General features: G+C 39.3%; 16 protein-coding genes. 4 read left to right on the top strand and 12 right to left on the bottom strand.

Annotation, left to right across the window (positions count from 1 at the left end; all coding sequences use genetic code 11):
* Positions 1–50: 50 nt before the first annotated feature.
* A complete protein-coding gene (sspO, locus tag F1560_RS08890) occupies positions 51–206 on the bottom strand; it encodes a small acid-soluble spore protein O (RefSeq protein ID WP_420874451.1) in 156 nt (51 codons plus the stop codon).
* A gap of 245 nt (positions 207–451) precedes the next feature.
* Here sspO and F1560_RS08885 point away from each other — a divergent pair, with 245 nt between their 5' ends.
* A complete protein-coding gene (locus F1560_RS08885) occupies positions 452–1384 on the top strand; it encodes an aldo/keto reductase (protein WP_149474273.1) in 933 nt (310 codons plus the stop codon).
* 149 nt (positions 1385–1533) lie between these two features.
* Here F1560_RS08885 and F1560_RS08880 read toward each other — a convergent pair whose 3' ends face one another.
* A complete protein-coding gene (locus tag F1560_RS08880; protein WP_149474272.1) occupies positions 1534–2172 on the bottom strand; it encodes an NAD(P)-dependent oxidoreductase in 639 nt (212 codons plus the stop codon).
* Between the two features lie 186 nt (positions 2173–2358).
* Between F1560_RS08880 and F1560_RS08875 the strand changes: the two genes are divergently transcribed.
* Positions 2359–2790, top strand: coding sequence for an Rrf2 family transcriptional regulator (locus tag F1560_RS08875; RefSeq protein WP_149474325.1), 432 nt, complete (start codon positions 2359–2361; stop codon positions 2788–2790).
* Between the two features lie 99 nt (positions 2791–2889).
* Here the strand turns inward: F1560_RS08875 and adhE are convergent, their stop codons facing one another.
* From adhE to F1560_RS08845, 6 genes are all read right to left on the bottom strand, one after another.
* Positions 2890–5499: a bifunctional acetaldehyde-CoA/alcohol dehydrogenase gene (gene adhE / locus F1560_RS08870; RefSeq protein ID WP_149474271.1), complete on the bottom strand. Its 2610-nt coding sequence runs from the start codon at positions 5497–5499 to the stop codon at positions 2890–2892.
* A gap of 444 nt (positions 5500–5943) precedes the next feature.
* Positions 5944–6705 carry an alpha/beta hydrolase gene (locus F1560_RS08865; RefSeq protein WP_149474270.1) on the bottom strand — a complete coding sequence of 254 codons (762 nt, stop codon included), beginning with the start codon at positions 6703–6705 and terminating at the stop codon, positions 5944–5946.
* A gap of 28 nt (positions 6706–6733) precedes the next feature.
* A complete protein-coding gene (locus F1560_RS08860) occupies positions 6734–7765 on the bottom strand; it encodes a FecCD family ABC transporter permease (RefSeq protein WP_149474269.1) in 1032 nt (343 codons plus the stop codon).
* On the bottom strand, positions 7758–8765 hold the full coding sequence (locus F1560_RS08855) for a FecCD family ABC transporter permease (protein WP_149474268.1): 1008 nt from the start codon (positions 8763–8765) through the stop codon (positions 7758–7760). Before F1560_RS08855 ends, F1560_RS08860 begins: the two co-directional genes overlap by 8 nt.
* Positions 8766–8794: 29 nt before the next feature.
* Entirely contained in the window at positions 8795–9754 is a 960-nt protein-coding gene (locus F1560_RS08850; RefSeq protein ID WP_149474267.1) for an ABC transporter substrate-binding protein, read from the bottom strand.
* Positions 9755–9794: 40 nt separating this feature from the next.
* A complete protein-coding gene (locus F1560_RS08845; RefSeq protein ID WP_149474266.1) occupies positions 9795–10607 on the bottom strand; it encodes a helix-turn-helix transcriptional regulator in 813 nt (270 codons plus the stop codon).
* A 558-nt stretch (positions 10608–11165) separates the two neighbouring features.
* On the opposite strand from F1560_RS08845, the gene F1560_RS08840 reads away from it, so the two are divergent.
* On the top strand, positions 11166–11774 hold the full coding sequence (locus F1560_RS08840; RefSeq protein WP_149474265.1) for a peptidoglycan-binding domain-containing protein: 609 nt from the start codon (positions 11166–11168) through the stop codon (positions 11772–11774).
* 61 nt (positions 11775–11835) lie between these two features.
* Here the strand turns inward: F1560_RS08840 and F1560_RS08835 are convergent, their stop codons facing one another.
* Genes F1560_RS08835 through F1560_RS08820 form a run of 4 tightly spaced genes read right to left on the bottom strand, consistent with a single transcriptional unit; the run spans position 11836 to position 15777 of the window.
* Entirely contained in the window at positions 11836–12651 is an 816-nt protein-coding gene (locus tag F1560_RS08835) for an ABC transporter ATP-binding protein (RefSeq protein ID WP_149474264.1), read from the bottom strand.
* Positions 12652–13683, bottom strand: a complete 1032-nt coding sequence (locus tag F1560_RS08830) for a FecCD family ABC transporter permease (RefSeq protein ID WP_149474263.1) — start codon at positions 13681–13683, stop codon at positions 12652–12654. It abuts the gene before it with no gap.
* A complete protein-coding gene (locus F1560_RS08825) occupies positions 13680–14723 on the bottom strand; it encodes a FecCD family ABC transporter permease (protein WP_149474262.1) in 1044 nt (347 codons plus the stop codon). The genes F1560_RS08830 and F1560_RS08825 overlap by 4 nt, the downstream gene beginning before the upstream one ends.
* A complete protein-coding gene (locus F1560_RS08820; RefSeq protein WP_149474261.1) occupies positions 14713–15777 on the bottom strand; it encodes an iron-siderophore ABC transporter substrate-binding protein in 1065 nt (354 codons plus the stop codon). Before F1560_RS08820 ends, F1560_RS08825 begins: the two co-directional genes overlap by 11 nt.
* Positions 15778–16373: 596 nt before the next feature.
* Between F1560_RS08820 and F1560_RS08815 the strand changes: the two genes are divergently transcribed.
* Positions 16374–17045, top strand: a complete 672-nt coding sequence (locus F1560_RS08815; RefSeq protein WP_149474260.1) for a DUF421 domain-containing protein — start codon at positions 16374–16376, stop codon at positions 17043–17045.
* Positions 17046–17157: the final 112 nt, after the last annotated feature.

The following is a 17157-nucleotide window of genomic DNA, read 5'->3' as shown; positions in this document are numbered from 1 at the left end:
AAACGACACTTCACGGGAGTTCTTCGTTCTCCAGAGAAGTGCCGATTTTTCTATTGTCGTTTTTTCGTCTTTTTATTATTATGTCGTTCTTCTGCGGTTAATGGTTCATTAGCAAATTCATGGTCAAATTCTGTCGATAATTTCCCTCTTACTGCCTGTTCGTCACTCAAAGACCCGCGTTGCTTGTTCTTTTTATTTTTACTCAAAATATGCACCTCCATGTCATTATTTTGCCTAGGCAGGACAAGAAATATGTATCCTTCCGTCGAATAAATTACCATGTTACGCATACGTATAGTTTCACATAATGAAACTCAATGGCCAATTGTTGATACAATATTTTAATTATTCTAGACTAAAGATGAGGCTTTAAAGGAGCGATAGTTTGAATCTAAACGATTCCGACTTCAAATAAGGCTTCTACACTATAAAAGAAGGAAGGTTTTCTAGGATGTCAAAAAACGTACAACTTGGTAAATCAGATTTATATGTAAACCCAATTGGGTTAGGAACAAATGCCGTTGGTGGTCATAATTTATATCCAAATTTAGATGAGGAAGCTGGTAAACAACTCGTTCATACAGCGATTGATAACGGCATTAACCTACTAGATACGGCTTACTTATACGGACCAGGCCGCTCTGAAGAACTAATTGGCGAAGTGATAAAAGAAAGCGGTAAACGTTCAGACATCCTTATCGCAACAAAAGTTTCCCCAAAGTTTGTTGGTAACGATATGGTAAACGATAACTCTCCTGCTTTCTTACGTGAAGAGGTTGAAAAAAGTTTAGAACGACTTCAAACGGATTATATTGATTTAATGTATATTCATTACCCAGATGAAGATACACCGAAAGCTGAAGCAGTTGGTGCATTAAAACAATTAAAGGATGAAGGAAAAATCCGTGCAATTGGCTTATCTAATTTTTCAGTAGAACAATTAAAAGAAGCAAATCAAGATGGCTATGTTGATGTATATCAAGGAGAATATAACTTATTAAATCGAAGTGTGGAACATACACTTTTCCCTTATGTAAATGAGCATAACATTTCTTTTGTTCCATACTTCCCACTAGCTTCTGGATTATTAGCAGGAAAATATAACAAGGATTCCGTTTTTGAAGATTTACGTGCGGGGTTACCCTATTTCCAAGGTGAAGCATTTGAGCAAAACCTGGAAAAGGTGGAAAAGGTACGTAAAATTGCAGATGCAAAAGGAGCAGAAGTTGCACATGTCGTCCTTGCTTGGTACTTAACAAGAGATGCAATTGATGTGATTATTCCAGGCGCAAAACGAGCAGATCAAGTACGCAATAATTTAAAAACGTTAGATGTCCAATTAACAAAAGCAGAAATTCAAGAAATTAGCGATATCTTTCAATAAAATAGGCTAATATGCTAAATATCAAAGCCCATGCTACTCATTTGTAGCATGGGCTTTGATAAGCTACGTTAGTAAGTATTTCTACTCTAAAATAGTTTAAGCTTCACTACATAAAGTAGTGAAGCTTAATAACTAACTAGACGAATGTTTTATGCTTTTTCAGAAACAACCGTGAATCGCTCGTTTCGATGCTGTGGATTTTCAATTTCATCTAGAACCGCGATTGCATAATCCGCATAACTGATATAGCTTTCTCCTTTTGAATTTACAAGGAGATTATCCTTCCCTTTTTGGTAGGATCCAGTTCGCTTTCCTTCCGGGTCGAAAATGGCTGAAGGACTAATAAATGTCCATCTGATATCCGCTGTTTCTTGTAATTCTGTAAGGTTTCTTCCTTGGCCTGTTGCTGTTGGTTTAAACATATCAGGAAAATCAGGTGTATCAATGACTCTTACCGTTTTATTTTCATCGACGTAAAGGCTTCCTGCACCTCCAACAATGATCGCTCTTGTTTCTGTACCTTTTAACGCTTCAATAAGTGCGTGACCAGCATCAACATGTGCTTGCTCTTCTCCAAGCGGGGCACCAAAAGCATTGACGACTACTTCGAACTGATTGATATCCTCTGAAGTTAGATCAAATATACTTTTTTCCATAACGGTAACTTTTTTATCTGTTATTTTTGCTGCATCTCTTACGATAGCCGTTACTTCATGTCCTCTATTGATCGCTTCTTGCAGAATAAGACTACCCGCTTTACCACTTGCTCCGATAATTCCAATTTTCATGTTATAGTCCTCCCCTAATTTCAAATTTAATTGTAACTAATTTGATTACATGTAATAAGTATAGTTACAGGTATTGACCCTGTCAACAAATAAATTTTTAAGGTATAATACACTTGTAATCAAACGAATTACATAATAAAAATACTTTATTATCTTTATTGAAAAAAGTAAGGAAGGTGACTGATGATGTCCATCAGCAGTCGATTTGCCGTTGGAATTCATATATTAGCTCTTATTGAAATAAATAAAGATGGCGTGAGTTCATCCGAATTTTTAGCACGTAGCGTTAATACAAACCCTGCTTTGATTAGAAAAATAATGGGAATGCTAAAAAAGGCAGGATTAATCGAAGTAAATCCTGGAATTGCAGGAGCAAAACTTTCAAAGGAACTATCTGATATTACGATGCTTGATGTCTATAAGGCTGTTCATGTTGTGCAAGATAATGAGTTATTTAAGGTACACGAAAGTCCAAACATTGAATGTCCTGTCGGCAGGAATATCCAAGATACAATCGAACCATTATTTTCAACTGCTCAATTAGCGATGGAGAACATCTTGGGAAAGGTAAACTTGGAAGACATTGTGAAAGATATTGACAAAAAAGTGGAGCATTAAATGGCTGTCTATCGAGGTTTCTGTTTTACTTTCAAAATCGCCAATGGGGAAGTCTATCGCCGGCTAGAGTAATAGACATCCCAATCAGCCACCTATTTTTTATTGTTTATACCCTATATACGCTTCACGATAAATCGCAGCAAGCTCTGTAACTAATGGCAAGCGCGGGTTAGCGGTTGTACATTGATCTTCAAATGCACGATCTGCAAGTCGATCGACTTTGCTCTCAAAATCAGCTTCATCAACCCCGTTTTCTTTAATACTCATCGGGATTTCTAAGCTCTCTGCCAGTTTAAGAACGGCTTCGATTAGACTGGTTACTCCTTCTTCTGTCGTACGGGCTGACAAATCTAGCATGCTCGCAATTTCAGCATAGCGCTCGTCTGCAATGAACTTTTCATACTTCGGAAATGCCGCGAATTTCGTCGGCTTTGTCCCATTATACCGGATAACATGCGGCATAAGGATTGCGTTCGCACGACCATGGGCAATGCCAAATTCCGCTCCTAATTTATGCGCTAAGCTATGGTTAATTCCTAAAAATGCGTTCGCAAATGCCATCCCGGCCATTGTAGAAGCATTGTGCATTTTCTCTCTAGCAACTTCATCATCGCCTGTGTGATACGCTTTTGGTAAATATTCAAACACGAGTTGAATGGCTCTCAGCGCAAGCGCATCTGTGTAGTCATTTGCCATAACCGATACATATGCCTCAAGTGCATGGGTTAATACATCCATTCCAGTATCTGCCGTTATATGCTTTGGTACCGTCATAACAAACTGTGGGTCAATAATAGCTACATCTGGCGTTAGTTCATAGTCAGCGAGCGGATATTTGGTATTAGCCTCTTTGTCAGTTAAGACGGCAAAAGGCGTTACTTCCGCTCCTGTTCCTGATGTAGTTGGGATCGCTACAAATTGTGCTTCCCTTCCAAGCTTCGGATACTTCACGACTCGTTTGCGAATATCCATGAATTTTTGCTTTAACCCATGAAAATCTGTTTCTGGATATTCATAGAAGAGCCACATGGCTTTCGCTGCGTCCATAGCTGAGCCGCCGCCAAGAGCAATGATCACATCTGGCTGGAACCGTGCCATTACCTCTGCACCCTTCATCACTGTCTCAATGCTTGGATCGGGTTCAACTTCCGAGAAGATTTCGTAACGAACATAGTCAGGGCGTTTACGTAAATAATACAATAGCTTTTCGGCATATCCGAGTTCTACCATTCCAGGATCCGTGACAATTACCGCTTTCGTAATATCCGGCATTTTCTCCAAGTACTGTGTAGCATGTTTTTCAAAGTATACTTTTGGCGGGATTTTAAACCACTGCATATTAACATTCCTTTTCGCTACTTTTTTCGTGTTAATCAAATGAACGGCACCGACGTTTGTTGAGACGGAGTTTCCGCCATACGTGCCACACCCTAATGTTAAGGAAGGCATATATGCATTGTAAATATCTCCGATAGCTCCTTGAGAAGACGGTGCATTGACAATAACTCGTCCTGCTTTCATCCTCAGTCCGAAGGCCTCCATTACCTGTTCATCCGATGTATGAATAACCGCTGAGTGTCCTGTTCCTCCGAAGGCTAGCATTTCTTCTGCTCGTTTAAAGCCTTCCTCTCTTGTTTTGACTCGATAGCAAGCAAGAACAGGGCTTAGTTTCTCCCTTGAAAGCGGAAATTTAGGTCCGACTCCAGTTAATTCTGCAATTAATATTTTTGTGTCTGCTGGAACCTTTACCCCAGCCATCTCAGCAATGTGCGCAGCTGGCATCCCGACAATTGTCGGATTTACTGCACATGTATTTTCATGAATGACTAATCCTTCTACCTTTTTTCTCTCTTCTTCATTCAGAAAATAGCATTTTTGATCGATCAGGAGCTTTTTAACTCGCTCATAGATTTCGTCATCCATAATAACTGCTTGTTCAGAAGCACAAATCATTCCATTGTCGAACGTCTTTGATAAAATTAAATCATTTACAGCTCTACCTATGTTCGCTGTTTTTTCAATATAGCAAGGGACGTTTCCAGGTCCAACACCTAAAGCTGGCTTTCCTGAACTATATGCAGACTTCACCATGCCAGCTCCACCTGTTGCTAAAATTAATGCCACTCCCTCGTGGTTCATCAATGTTCTTGTTGCCTCTATAGAAGGGATCTCAATCCACTGGATACAATCTTCTGGTGCTCCTGCTTTTACTGCTGCATCGCGTAGTATTCGTGCTGCTTCACTACTGCATTTTTGAGCAGAAGGGTGAAAAGCAAAAATAATAGGGTTACGCGTTTTTAATGCACTTAGCGCTTTAAACATCGTTGTAGACGTCGGATTCGTAACCGGTGTAACTCCCGCAATAACCCCTACCGGCTCTGCAATCTCAATGACACCTTCATGTTCGTTCTCCTTAATAACTCCAACGGTTTTATCGTATTTAATGTTATGGTAGATATACTCCGTGGAAAAAATATTTTTAATAATCTTATCCTCATATACGCCTCGCTTTGTTTCTTCTACGGCCATTTTTGCTAGTGGCATATGCTGATCGAGTCCTGCAAGAGCTGCTGCTTTGACAATCTCGTTAACTTCCTCCTGATTTAGAAGCCGGTATGCTTCTAGTGCTTCTTGTCCCTTGCAAACAAGTTCGGTAATCATCGATTGAACTGTTTGTGTTTGTTCTTGTTTCTCTGTTATTGTTGTCATACCTATCCCTCCAACCTGTTTTTTTACCAACTGCAATTGCTAATTCAACCATTGCTGCCACCTCAAGTTTGTGAAACATTTCACATAAATACTTAAAAAAATAACGCCAGTTAAATACGTCCAGCTGTTTTGTGCTATACAGTGAAAAAGGATGGTTATAAGTCAATCTAACTCGAGAAGGCATGTTAATTCTACTGTAATGATCCTTATGTAGATTCATGATGTTTCCTACCATGTAGGATTCATGTTTGGCTATTATTACTTTGCACTTCACCTCCTTACTCACACATAATATAGCACCATGTTTTAAAAAAGTCAATGTGAAATGTTGAGCAATCAATTATGCCATTTTATATTTCATCAAGACAATCATTATAAAGTTATGGTTATTAATTTGATAGTTCAAGGATAATCACAGGCAGCTAGCAACATTTAAAATTATTACTAGCGCCTATAAAAGTAGCGGATCGCTTCACTTAAGACGGTGGGTACAATCGACATATGATTTTCTCCCACTGGGGAACAAAAAGCGACAGCATCTGAATTATTTACTTGTAACCTCTGAAAGAGAGTGAATGCATTATTGTACATATTCATTTTCTCTACTCTTTCGGCCGCTATAAATAAATTTCGATCACGCATAAGGAAATCCTCTCGTTCCATGTTTAAAATCTCATTATCGTTCCACCAAATGGATGGGCTAAAGCTAATATAGTTGCGAAATAATTCAGGTCGCTCAAACAAAGTGTATAAAACAAATAACCCACCTAATGAATGGCCAAATAGCATTTGATTACCTGGATCCACAGGAGCTGACTGATGTACAAATGGTTGAACAATCGTCTCTAAGAAATCGAGGAATCCCTTTGCTCCACCATGCGCCGGCCATGATGCGCCATCTGGCTTGGGCGGCAGAGATGCAGTAACTGATGCAGGTGTAAAATCGTATACTCGTAGCGATGGAAGCATTTCGCTTGTACCATATCCTATACTCACAATAATCATCGGAGAGACTTTCGTCTTCTCAGCGCGCCTAGACTGCAGCCTTACGATCTCTCGGCATAGCATTCCATATGCATTGCCATCCAAAACATATAGAACCGGGAAACCTTCTTTAGGAGCAAGATCCGTTGGAATCGATATGCTAACCTGATAAGGTATATCAGATATCGGATGTCGAAATGTCTCTATTAAATCGTGTTGCATAGCTTACCTACCCCTTTTTATAAAAATGTTAAGTGGTACGTGCTGAACGCATTAATAAATATATAAGATATGGAACACCAATTATGGAGATGACTATCCCTACAGCTAATTCGGCGGGTGCAAAGATGGTTCGTCCAATCCAATCCCCCACCACAACTAATAGCATGCCAGTCAATCCACTAATCGGTAATATGTATGGATAGTGCATCCCTACTAACCGTCGTGCTATATGAGGTGCGATTAGTCCAACAAAGCCAATACTTCCTGAAACAATGACAGAAGAGCTAATTAATCCTACCGATCCCAAAAGAAGCAAGAAACGAACTCGGTTTGCCCGTAAGCCTAGCCCAATGATAGACACCTCATTCAGTTGTAAAAGATTCAGCACAGGTGCTTTCCATACAAATAATGGTACCACAATGAGAAACCAAGGAATCATCGAATAAATCTGTTCCCAGGAAGCACTATAAATACTCCCAGATAGCCAAACCGTTGCCATTTCAAAGTCTTGCGGATTCATCTTCAATGATACAAAAAGGGTCAACGCTCCAAATCCAGCATTCAGCGCAATTCCGACTAAAATCAATCGCTTCGGGTCGATTTCCCCATGTTTCCGAGAAAACAAAAAGAGAAAGATAGCAGCAAGAATTCCGCCGATCCATCCAAACAGGGACATACTAATAATAGACAGCTCACTCATCCCAGTAACATTACTTTGGACGATAAGCATATAACAAACAACAGAAAATCCAACTGCAGCTTGTATTCCTAAAATGCCTGGATCTGCTAAATGATTTTTCGTAACACCTTGTAAAACAGAACCCACCATGCCTAAGGCACAACCAACAAACGCACCAATCACAATACGTGGCAGCCGAAATCCATAGATAACAAGATGATTTTCCCAAAGATTATCAAACCCCAATATAGTCCGAATGATCTCTACGTGTGTTAGTTCAAATATGCCAGTTGCCAAGCTCATATACATGACGAAAATTGCGAACACGATTCCTAGCAAAAAAACTTGAATAAAACAACGATTATCCGAGCGCTTAAGCATGTTGTTTCCCTCCCTTTACTCGAATTAAATAAAGGAAGAATGGGACTCCGACCAAGGCTGTTACCACACCAATTGGGGTTTCGAATGGTGGATTAATTGCCCTGCTTATAATATCTGCCCACGCTAAGAAAAATGCACCTAATATTCCAGCAAAAAATATAATCCGTTTATAATCTTCACCTACGATAAATCGAGCAATATGCGGGATGACTAAACCAATGAATGTAATTTTTCCAACCATCGCTACCGAAATCCCTGTTAGAATTGCTACACTTAATATGGTTAGTAATTTGATCTTCATCAGTTTAATGCCCAGCCCCTGAGCAACTTCATCTCCTAAAGAAATGGCTGTGATTGCTTTGCTAACGACTAATGCTAGGATAAGGCCGGTGATTGCAAAAGGGATCGACCACTTAATAACAACCGGGTCAATTTGGTGGAGCCTTGTATTATACCAAAAACTTATATTTTGTGAAACCTGAAAATATGTAGCAAGCGCTTGGGACACACCATTTAAGAACATACCAAGAATCGTCCCAATGATAGCTAAAGAAATGGGAGAAAATCCATTTGGTATTAAACGAGCTACTCCAAACACAAATAACAGACCTAGAATAGATCCAATAAATGAATAAATAATCAATGTCAATGGTGTTGTATTCGGCATAAATATCATGCTCAGTGTAATGACAAAGATGGATCCATCTGAAACTCCCATGATGCTAGGGGATGCGAGGTAGTTCCTCGTCATCCCCTGCATTAATGCACCCGACATTGCGATAAATAAACCGACAAGCAGTGCCCCAATGACACGTGGTATACGGGACGTGCGAATAATAAGATGATCCATATTAGAAAGATCAGCATGAAAAACAGCATCAAAAATAGTTGATAGATTATACGTGGTAGCACCATACATAATCGAGCAGAACATCGTAACTATAAGACCAATCGGGATGCCAATCAGTAATAGAATCGTTTTCTTTCTTATTTTAAACATGCACGTTACTCCTATTTTTTCCTGAAATCTCAATTATCCTGTAATGCTTTCAAAAATTCATTCTTACTGTAAACGGATCCTCCTTCTAACAAGGAGTCAACTATGTTTACATAGACGTGATCCTCTTTAAATGCATCGATATTTTGGATAATCGAATTTTGTTTTAACTGTTCAAAAGCTTGCTCATTCTCTTGTGTTCCTGTCTGCTGTACTTGCATGAAAATATAATCTGGATTCATTTCTGCAAGCTGTTCGATCGATATTTCCTCTTGCGCTTCAGCTTTCATTACCGCTTCTGGCGCATTTAATTCTAGCTCACTATACAAAATAGGATTGAAGAAGACGTCTTCTGGATAAATAAACATTTTGCCAGCCCGAACGCGAATTGACAAAACGGTTTGATCCTCGAAATCCTCCGATAAATCAGCCTTGACTGTATCGACACCTTGCTCGTAATCATTTAACAGGGTTTCTGCTTCATTCTCTTTTCCACTTAACGCTGCCATTAACAACAGATTATCTTCCCAATCAGTTGAAATATGGGAGACTAGAATCGTTGGAGCAATTTGTTCCAGCTTGCTGACAACTTCTTCCGGAAATTTAGTCGTTCCTAAAATAACATCTGGCTTCAATTGTAAGATTTTCTCAAAATTAGGCTCTTGCTTCTCACCGATTGATTCCGCCTCTCCCATCGCTTCCTTAAATACATCTGGGAACTCTCCGCCAAGTGTAATAGCCCCGACAGGCTCAACCTCTAATGCCATAGCATCTTCCATCGCTTCCATCGCACCAGTAATAACAATACGTTCCACGTTGGCAGGAACGGTATATGTTTCTCCTAAGTAGGTAATTTCTCGCGTCTCGGATTCACTCGTATCGCTCCCATTTACGGATGCTTCGGATTCCTTTGACGTGTCCCCCGTATTGCATCCGACTAATGCAAGGAGACCAATCAGTAATAGAATGAACAACTGTGATCTTAGCTTCATGTTCGTAACGCTCCCTTTATATTCTTTTTATAGCGAAAGGTTACCCCAAATGTCTCCGATAAACGGTAGGGGATAATCCAGTTTCTTTTTTAAAGACTCTACTAAAATAAAAATTATCCTTATAACCAATGCGTTCAGCAATATGAGCAACCGATAAATTAGATGTGCGCAGTAATAACTTGGCGTGCTGAATCCGTAAATCGGTTAAGTACATATTCGGAGTAACCCCCATTTGTCTCTCAAATAATGACGTTAGTCTCCTTCGGTCCACCTGAAAGTGCTTTGCAACATTTAGAACGGTAATCGCTTTCGGAAAGAATTGATGCATATACTGAATAATGGCATCCATACTTTCCGCTTTTTCTGAATGCGTCTTCTCACTTGCCACAATCATTTCTTCTAAAACCGTTAAAAATAATCGCTTCGATTGTAAAAATGCCAAACCACCGGGAATTAAGAAATTTTGCATGAGCTGCTGTACCCGATTATTTAATTTCATACTATCGCCAACCTGGAGCATAAAGTGCTCCTTAAAAATTGGAAATCGATTCGCTGATTCACCCGAAAGTTCAAAGTGAATCACTGCATATTCAAAAATTTCATCATTTGCTACTATACGCTTCATCTCCATGTTAGGACCTACATGTAAAATCGAACCTTGCTCAATCTCATAGGTCAACCCATCAATTGAAAACTGTGCTGTTCCCCTTAATGGGAATACCAATCCACTTAATCTATCATTCGTAAAAATCGTTCGGACTGAATTTGTATATGTAACCTTTTGCGTAATAATATCAACAAAGGTTAATGGAGCCGTGGTGTATAATTCTTTTATTTGCTCCATATCTGCCATACCATCCACCCCCTCCTTCCTTTATTTGTAGGGAAGCAATCCTATGGGTTACAACTTAAATCAGTTAAAATGATCAACTACCTATTCCCAGCAGAATACAACTGATTGGGAAAAACTACATTTTGCCCAATCCAACTTTATATATCCTATTTCTCAAAAACTAGAAAACTCACTCTTTGTTGATAATGAGAATCATCCTCAATTAAAATAATAGCAAACTTTTATTATTTGTACATGGAGTTTCGTAAAGTTTTTTGGTGTTATTTTATCCATTCTATGTAAATAGTCCATTTGTTTTCGTTTGTCCTGTAAACTAAGCAAGGAACGTTTGCTAAGATCTTTTTATAAAAATAATTATCCTATACTTATAGACTACGCTTGGGAGGATATTAGGATTAAACAAATTATCGTATAGACTAATTGATAAATATGATATTAATCAGTTCTATATAGATTAATCTATTAAAATTCTAAATCCCTGGTGCGAAAAAAATGTTTAACAATCTATTCATTGTGGAACTAGTCAACTGTACCAAAAACTGAGGAGGGATTTTATTTATGAAGAAGAGATGGTTGACAGTAGTTCCAGCACTTGCTCTCGGTGTAGGTTTAGCGCCATTTCAGTTTCAAGCAGCAGAAGCCTCAAGTGGAGAATCTATTGAAATCACAGAGACGTCGGGATTTGAAGTTTCAGAGGAACTTCAACCTTTGTTGGAAGTAGCTCCAGAACATCAGCCCACCCTCATGAAAGATAGTGCAGGATTAGAAGTCCAGTTCGTTCAAGAGAAGCTAAATCACTTTGGACTGGAAACTAGCGTAGATGGATTATTTGGGACACAGACAAAAGAGCAAGTAATACAGTTTCAAAAAGAACATAATTTGATGATAGATGGTATTGTTGGTGAAGAAACTTGGGCAGCGCTGTTAGCCGAGGATAGTAATGATACGTTTACGGTGGAAGGTGCAATTGACCGTGCTGAAGAAGAGTTGAATAACGATGACTTGATCTTTAGTAGTGATGGCGTTCTTCACCAAGCAGAAGACGGCAGAACCTTTTATTCACTGAAAGTCGCTAGTAAATCACTAATAGATGATGGTGGTACTGGAACTGTAGGTTTCTATGATGTATACGATGATGGAGAAGTTGTAGAATCAGAACCAAGGTAGTGGATAAACAGTTAGGATAAAGCAGTGGATACCTTTTTATATCCACTGCTTTTTAATGTCTTTAAGGAGTGTACGCATTGTTAACATGATGTCGTCCTATCGGTACGACAGAAGGAGATCCTGAAATTGGATCCTCTACCACAATACAATCAAGGCCGAAGACGTCCTTCACTAAAGAGCTTGTAATGACCTTTGATGGCTCCCCTTCAGCAACAAGCTTTCCATTATGAATAGCAAATATATTGTCAGCATAACGGGCAGACAAGTTTATATCATGTAGAACCATTACAATCGTAGTTCCTTTTTTTCGATTAAGGTCAGTAAGCATATCAAGAATTTCAACTTGGTATGTAATATCTAAAAAGGTTGTCGGTTCATCGAGAAATAAAATATCCGTCTGTTGTGCTAAAGCCATTGCAATCCAGACGCGCTGCCTTTGACCTCCTGAAAGCTCATCGATATTTTGATTGGCCAGCTTCGTTATATCCATAATCCTCATCGCTTCAGCCACTGCTTCATAATCTTTTTTGGTCCATCCGCTAAGCATAGATTGATGCGGAAACCTTCCTCTTCCTACTAAATCTGCGACAGAAATTCCCTCTGGAACAATGGGGGATTGCGGTAATAGTCCTAAAACCCGCGCCAATTGTTTTGGTGGCATTTTGGTAATCGATTTCCCATCCAGATTAATTTTACCAGATGTCGGTTTTATAAGCCTTGCCAATGTTTTAAGAAGTGTCGATTTTCCAGAAGCGTTCGCTCCAATAATAACGCTTATTTTATTACTGGGAATCGTAAGGCTTACTTCTTGGATAACCGTTTTATTATCATAGCCTGCCACTAGTTGTTCGGCTTCGAAAAGATGTGTCGGTTTCATTTATAATTCTCCCTTTCGATTCATTCGGATTAGCAAGTAAATCAAATACGGCGCTCCGATTATTCCCGTTATAATACCTACAGGATATCTGACTACAAAAGCAAATTGTCCGATTAGATCTGCCGCCAAAACCAAATTAACGCCAACAAGGCCTGCTGGAATTACATTGGAGAACCCAACCCCGACTAACCTTTTTGCGATTGGTCCTGCGAGGAAAGATACAAAAGCTATTGGTCCCGTCGTAGAAGTCGCAAGAGAAATCATACAGACGGAACTCAAAATAAGCATCATTCTTGTCCGGTCGGTATTTACTCCAAGAGAAGTGGCCGACTGTTCTCCGAGTTCTAATATACTAAGTTGCTTTGCTAACATGATAACAATAGGCGCAAAGATAAAAACCGATAGGATAAGTGGCGGCAGTTCATGCATTTGAGAGCCATTAAGACTACCACTGAGCCACCTGAGCGCCGCCGGTATATCTTGCTCTGCACCAACTAGCAAGAGATAGGATATCAACGCATTAAGCATTGCTTGTATGCCTATTCCAATAAGGATTAATCGTCCGATTGAAAAGGACTTTCCTCTGGATAAGATATAGATCAATGTTACTGTAGCAAGACCAGCAATCACCGAAGCAATCGAAACAACAGCTCCGCTCGCATGCAGAATGACGATACAAAAAACGGCTGCCGCACTGGATCCTGTAGTAATACCAATTACATTCGGATTTGCAAGTGGATTACGCAACATCGTCTGGAAGATGTCTCCCGCAATACCGAATGCAAATCCGGCAAAAACTCCTGCCAGCATTCTCGGCAGACGTATCGTATTAACTGCAAAAGAGACACCTTGAATCCGCTCCCCTAAAAGTGCTCGGATTACATCTTTCACTGGGTGAATCGTATTTCCTAATAGAAGCATAGCACCACAAAGAATGCATGCAAGAACAACTAGAAAGCTGGTAACCAGTACCCATCGGCGGTGTCTTTGACGTCTTCCCGCCATAATAAATGCAATAGATTCATTTTTCATAACGAACTCACTTTCGATCTCATAGCTAATATAATTAATAGTGGAGCACCTATAAATGCTGTAACTACGCCGACTTCAAGTTCTCCAGGACTGCCAATAAGCCTGCCACTTACATCGGAAATCGTCAAGATGACTGCCCCTGAAATTGCTGACATCGGAATAACAAAACGCAGATCAGGACCAAGAACAAGGCGCATAACGTGAGTCGATAAAAGTCCCACAAAGCCAATTGGACCCGCCAACGCTGTAGCTGCACCGCATAAAAGAACAGCCCCAAGAGCCGCAACAAGCCTTAATATTCCAATTCGGACACCCAGTCCTGTTGCAATAGCGTCCCCTAATGCCAGTGCGTTTAGTGCCGGAGCAGATAGAATAGCTATCACTATTCCAATTAGCAAAAAGGGAATGAAAGTAGTAATACCATCCCAAGTTGCCGAGCCAACGCTGCCAACCTGCCAAAACCTAAATTGGTCCATAACATGAGATCGCGGAATCATGATTGCAACAACCAAAGAAGAAAGAGCTGCGGTCGTCGCAGCTCCTGCTAAAACAAGCTTAATGGGCGTGGCACCGCTACGCCCAAGAGAACCTATTCCAAATACGAAAACTGCAGTAATTGCAGCACCTGCTAATGCTAGCCATATATATTGATTGGCACTACTTATGTTCAAAAATGCCATTCCACAAACAACAAACAAGGATGCTCCCATGTTCACTCCCAATATGCTTGGATCGGCAATCGGGTTTCGAGTGACCGCCTGCATAAGTGCTCCAGAAACCCCGAGTGCAGCTCCGCAAAACAAACTGAAAACTGTACGTGATATCCTTTTACGGACAACATTTGCTTCGTACGTGTCTATATCTTGACGGAATAAACCATCCATCACTTCCTGTAACCCTACCATTCGAGAGCCTAATGATAAGGAGAGAAACACGCTCGCGATGAGCAAGACAAAACCAATTACTAAAACTACCATGAAATTTTTCGGTATATGTGGATTGACCTCATGCATCTTTGAAACTGTCGAACTATTTTTCATCTATCTTGTCAATAGCTCCTCCGATTAATTCCAGGTATTCATCAATCGTATACGTAATAGAAAGTGGGTTCGGAGTTCCAGCAGCTACTAAAGGTGTATCACTCTCAATAAATGCAACTGAACCTCTCTCGATTGCAGGGATCTTTCCAAGCAATGGATCTGCTTGAAGGGCTTGTAGTAATTCATCATTCCCATACCCAATAATTAGATCAGCATCGTAAAGATCCGCAGCATTCTCAGCACTTAAATTCAGTGAGTAGCTGTTAGGATCCGTAATTTGCTCCGTAATACTATCAGGATAAACCATCCCGAGCTCATGCAGGAAAGAGACACGCGAATCTATCGGTGTATAAATATGCAATTTAGACATATCGTCAGCCGAGAAGTTGACCCAAACAACTTTCTTGCCTTCAATTTGCGGGTATTCTTTTAGCTTCTCGCTAACCATTTCATTGATGTCCTTAATAAGCTGTTCGCCTTCTTCTTTCATGCCCATACCTGTTGCATTAAAACTAACTTGTTCACGCCATGTAGTTGCCCATGCAGCTGTTGGAAATGCCACGACTGGAGCAATTTGACTGAGAAGGTCATAATCCTCCTGTGTTATTCCAGAGTATGCTGCCAAAATGACGTCTGGTTCTGCATCTGAGATAGCCTCAAAGTCAAGACCGTCCGTATCTTGGAAGACATTTGGATCTTCTACACCAAGCTCATCAAGCTTTTCAGCTGTCCAAGGCAAAAGACCACTATCATCCTGAACACCGAAATTAGCAGCCGAGAAGCCTACAGGTACAACCCCTAAAGCAAGTGCAACATCATGATTACCCCATTGAACCGTAACAACACGTTCAGGCTTACTAGGTATTTCCGTTTCGCCGAAAGCATGCTCAATCACAATCGGATAATCTGAAGTTGCATCTGAGGAATCAGTTGTTTCGTTATCATCAGCCGATGCTGGATCTGTATCGGATTGCTGAGAACAGCCAACTAAAGCTATCATAAACACCATTAAAATTAGTAATGCGCTAAGTAAAGTTTTTCGATATGTATTCATTTGTCATACCCTTCCTTGTTTATGATATGTATTTTTAGCTAGCTAACATGTCGAAGTCAACTTACTAAAAATTTGTAGAGCTTTTACTTCTTTCTATCTTTTTGATAATGATTATCATTATCAAATGTATGCTAACTTTAATAGGTTGTCCAGAGTGAAATTACACTTTTCGCTATTTATGATTTTCTTTTATAACACAAAAAAGACCATTTCTACAGTAGTGGAAAGAGTCTTGAAACGTAGATATTTACACTCTAACTTTGAGGAATTGGTACCAACTTGTCCACTTTTAGATCAATGTACACAGTCTAAAAAACACATAAATTCAAATGCCTAGTACTCTTTTGTAAAATCTACATCTATCTCTAAATCTTCTCCTCACCGGGGTTCCCTCACTATCTATAGGTGATTCAATAAACAGTGTTGCTTTTTCGATTTCTTGCGCTGTAGATTTTTATAAAGTAAATGTGAATTGGCAAAGTGTAACTTTAATGTTCTGATTTGTTACCTGCACATCATTCTTGGGCATATGTAATAATTTTATGCTAAATGGCAAAAATAAAGTGATCTACTAGCATAGGATTAGGAGAATTATAATGATTACTAGTATAACATTCGAACTTATTCTAGGATTTTTCTTGCTATTTATCATCGTTAAAATTGTTGGTAGAAAAATTATTAATCAAATATCACCGTTTACTTTTATTGCCTCTATCATTTTGGGGGAATTACTTGGAAACGCTATATATGAAAAACAAATTGGAGCTTTTTATATTTTTTATTCCATGTGTTTATGGGGATTTTTACTATTTATTGTTGAACTTTTGGGTCAGAAGCTTTTACTTTTCCGTGGTCTTTTTGAGGGAAAACCTGCTGCTCTAATAAAAAATGGCATCGTCGACAGAGAGGCACTGAAAAAAAATCGAATGAATATCAATCAGTTACAAAGTTTACTTCGACAAAGCGAAACATTTTCTATTAGAGAAGTTGCCTTTTGTTACTTAGAGGCAAATGGATCAATAAGCATTTTAAAGAAAACACCATACCAGAAAACAACAGTTGGGGATTTCAATTTACCCCTTAAACCTGTTTATGCCCCTGTTACGCTCATTCGTGATGGTAAAGTGTTATGGGATGAAATTAAAGATCTCGGCTTTGATGAAGACTGGTTAAAATCACAGCTCTTATCAAAAAATGTGGCAGCTTATAAAAATGTTTTTATAGCTGAATGGTTAGAAGACGACGGAATTTTTGTACAAACTTATTAGATGGACTATCCCAAAATAACCTGGATAGTGGATTTTTCAAAGTTATATTTATTCACTTTGCTTAATACAAAAACAGGCTATCTCATCATAAATGAGATAGCCTGTATACGTT

Origin of the sequence: Oceanobacillus polygoni (genome assembly GCF_008304605.1) — a bacterium.
Lineage (GTDB): Bacteria > Bacillota > Bacilli > Bacillales > Amphibacillaceae > Oceanobacillus > Oceanobacillus polygoni.
This window is presented reverse-complemented; position numbering and strand designations above follow the sequence as displayed.

Excerpts from the sequence above, each read along its gene's own strand:
- F1560_RS08885 (WP_149474273.1), top strand. The coding sequence starts at position 452 with ATGTCAAAAAACGTACAACTTGGTAAATCAGATTTATATGTAAACCCA.
- F1560_RS08880 (WP_149474272.1), bottom strand. The coding sequence starts at position 2,172 with ATGAAAATTGGAATTATCGGAGCAAGTGGTAAAGCGGGTAGTCTTATT.
- F1560_RS08875 (WP_149474325.1), top strand. The coding sequence starts at position 2,359 with ATGTCCATCAGCAGTCGATTTGCCGTTGGAATTCATATATTAGCTCTT.
- adhE (WP_149474271.1), bottom strand. The coding sequence starts at position 5,499 with ATGACAACAATAACAGAGAAACAAGAACAAACACAAACAGTTCAATCG.
- F1560_RS08865 (WP_149474270.1), bottom strand. The coding sequence starts at position 6,705 with ATGCAACACGATTTAATAGAGACATTTCGACATCCGATATCTGATATA.
- F1560_RS08860 (WP_149474269.1), bottom strand. The coding sequence starts at position 7,765 with ATGCTTAAGCGCTCGGATAATCGTTGTTTTATTCAAGTTTTTTTGCTA.
- F1560_RS08855 (WP_149474268.1), bottom strand. The coding sequence starts at position 8,765 with ATGTTTAAAATAAGAAAGAAAACGATTCTATTACTGATTGGCATCCCG.
- F1560_RS08850 (WP_149474267.1), bottom strand. The coding sequence starts at position 9,754 with ATGAAGCTAAGATCACAGTTGTTCATTCTATTACTGATTGGTCTCCTT.
- F1560_RS08845 (WP_149474266.1), bottom strand. The coding sequence starts at position 10,607 with ATGGCAGATATGGAGCAAATAAAAGAATTATACACCACGGCTCCATTA.
- F1560_RS08840 (WP_149474265.1), top strand. The coding sequence starts at position 11,166 with ATGAAGAAGAGATGGTTGACAGTAGTTCCAGCACTTGCTCTCGGTGTA.
- F1560_RS08835 (WP_149474264.1), bottom strand. The coding sequence starts at position 12,651 with ATGAAACCGACACATCTTTTCGAAGCCGAACAACTAGTGGCAGGCTAT.
- F1560_RS08830 (WP_149474263.1), bottom strand. The coding sequence starts at position 13,683 with ATGAAAAATGAATCTATTGCATTTATTATGGCGGGAAGACGTCAAAGA.
- F1560_RS08825 (WP_149474262.1), bottom strand. The coding sequence starts at position 14,723 with ATGAAAAATAGTTCGACAGTTTCAAAGATGCATGAGGTCAATCCACAT.
- F1560_RS08820 (WP_149474261.1), bottom strand. The coding sequence starts at position 15,777 with ATGAATACATATCGAAAAACTTTACTTAGCGCATTACTAATTTTAATG.
- F1560_RS08815 (WP_149474260.1), top strand. The coding sequence starts at position 16,374 with ATGATTACTAGTATAACATTCGAACTTATTCTAGGATTTTTCTTGCTA.